Origin of the sequence: Cupriavidus sp. CuC1, assembly GCF_044627735.1 — a bacterium.
Taxonomy (GTDB): domain Bacteria; phylum Pseudomonadota; class Gammaproteobacteria; order Burkholderiales; family Burkholderiaceae; genus Cupriavidus; species Cupriavidus ulmosensis.
Genome location: NZ_JBIUHC010000343.1, coordinates 1 through 2,392, shown reverse-complemented (window position 1 = coordinate 2,392; position 2,392 = coordinate 1). Strand labels below are relative to the sequence as shown.

Genomic DNA, 2,392 nt, shown 5'->3' with positions numbered 1-2,392 from the left:
ACCCGGCCAGCTTGACGAACGCATCGCGCCGCGCCGCGGCGAAGTCCGCCTCCACCATCTCCCGCACCAACGCCGCACAATGCGTGCGCGGCGACCAGCCAAGACGCGCGCGCGCCTTGCTGGCGCGGGCCGGCGCGCCGGTGCGCGACGAAACCGGCTGGAAGCTCTCGACCACGCGTGCTGCGGCTGCGCTGATGCGTTGGTTCGACCTGCTCAACCAGGACGGCGATACCTCGGCGCTGCTCGACCTGCTCAAGAGCCCGTTCTGCCTGCCCGGTTTTCCGCTGCGGGGCGAGGCCATCGCCGCGCTCGAGCGGCAGATCCGGCGCGACGGCATCAGCGGTGGCTGGCGCCGCTTGCAGCAGCGCTTCCGGATTGACGCGGCTGACCAGGCCAGCGGCGATAGCAACTGCGACGACGCGGAGCAAGACGCCCGCCGCGCGGCCCGGCAGGCCGCTTGCGAGCTGGTGCAGCACCTTGCGGCCGAAGCCGGCGCCTGGCCGCGCGGCAATGTGCAGCACCCGGTCTCGACCTGGCTGGAGCGCCTCGATGCCACGCTCGATGTGCTTGGCATGCGCGAGGCGCTTTCGGCCGACGATGCCGGCATGCAGTTGCTCGACGCGCTGGCGCGCCTTGCCGAGCTGCCGCAGGACGAGACGGGCTCGGGCGCCACGCTCGATCTCGGTGAATTCCGCTCCATGCTGTCAGCCTTGCTTGAGTCGGTTGCCTATAAGGAACCCTCGGCCAGCGGCGCCGCGCGCATCACCATCCTGCCGCTCAACGGCGCGCGCATGCGCCGCTTCGACGGTGTCGTGGTGGTGGGTTGTGACGACACGCAGCTCCCCTCCAGCGCGGCCGAGCTGATGTTTTTCTCCAACCAGATGCGGCGCGAGCTCGCGCTGGAAGACCGCGAGGTGCGCTTCGCCCAGCAGGCGCGCGACCTGGCCGAGGTCTTGCTGAACAACGATGACGTGGTGCTCACCTGGCAGCGCCTTGGCGCGCGCGGCGAGCCCAAGCATGTGTCGGGCTGGATCGAGCGGCTCAGCGCGCTGTGCTCGCGCGCGGGCGCGCCGATCGAGGCAAGCGCGCTGCCGGTGCTGCACGAGACCTTCGCCGAGGTGGGCGGCATGCCCGCGCCCGCGGCATCGGAGCTGGTGCCCGAGCGCTGGAGCGCGCAGGCCTACAACATGCTGCGCCGCTGTCCCTACCAGTTCTTCGCCGGCCGCATGCTCGGGCTGGCGGGGCTGGAAGTCGTCAGCGACGACCTGGAAAAACGCGATATCGGCGAACTGCTGCACCGCGTGCTGCTGCGTTACCACCGCGAAGCGTCGCAGGACGGCTTGCGCCGCGATGACGCTCGCCTGGCGCGCCTGCGCGAGATTTCCGATCACGAGTTCGGCGCGCTGATGAAGGAAGACGGCAACGCCATCGGTTACTACCGCCGCTGGTGCGAGGTGCTGCCCTCCTACGTGGCATGGCAGGCCGAGCGCGAAGCGCAGGGCTGGTTCTGGGACGATGGCGAGCTCGATGCCACCGTCGACCTGCCCATGCCCGACGGCCAGCCGCTGCGCGTCAACGGCCGCATCGACCGGCTCGATCGCGCGCGCGACGGCAGCCGCGCGGTGCTCGATTACAAGACCCAGACCGTGCTGCGCTTGAAGCGCAAGGTGGGGGACGTGGAAGAGGATTGCCAGTTGCCGTTTTATGGATTGCTGCGCGCCGACGTCGCCGGTGGCAGCTGGGTGGCGCTCGAAGGCGCGAAGGACGGCCCGCCGGCACCCCAGCGCGAAGTGAGCCTGCCTGACTTCGACGCCGCGGTGGCGTGGCTCGAACAACAACTGCGCAGCGACGTGATGCGCCTGCGCCAGGACGCGCCGCTGCCGGCCTTCGGGGACGCCGGCGCATGCACCTACTGCACCGCCCGCGGCCTGTGCCGCAAGGGCTTCTGGGAAAGCACGGCGTTGCCGCCGGGGATCGGGGGCCGCGCATGAGCGTCCACCCTTATCTGCGCGATGGCCAGCCGGTTGCCGAGGCCGAGTTCACGCGCGCGGCCTGCGACCCCGCCGGCTCCGTGGTGGTCGAGGCCTGCGCGGGCAGCGGCAAGACCTGGTTGCTGGTGGCGCGCCTGCTGCGCCTGTTGCTGGCTGGCGCGGCGCCGCACGAGATCCTCGCCATCACTTTCACCCGCAAGGCCGCGGAGGAAATGCGCGAGCGCTTGCTGGAAGTGCTCGCGCAGCTCGCGCGCGACGATGACGACGCGGTGATCGCCGCGCTGGAGCAAAAGGGCATCAATTCGTTTCGCCGCCTGCCGCTGCAGCAGGTGCAGCGCCTGGCGGGTTCGGCGCGGCACCTGGAAGGCTGGTTCTCGCCGGCCGCGGCCACGGTGCAGCCG

Annotated in this window: 2 protein-coding genes; both read left to right on the top strand. The window is 70.7% G+C overall.

What is annotated here, in order from left to right:
* A partial coding sequence (locus ACGLHR_RS51410) for a PD-(D/E)XK nuclease family protein (protein ID WP_400103781.1) occupies positions 1-1,991 on the top strand: 1,991 nt, incomplete at its 5' end.
* A partial coding sequence (locus ACGLHR_RS51405; protein WP_400103779.1) for a UvrD-helicase domain-containing protein occupies positions 1,988-2,392 on the top strand: 405 nt, incomplete at its 3' end. The genes ACGLHR_RS51410 and ACGLHR_RS51405, both read left to right, overlap by 4 nt.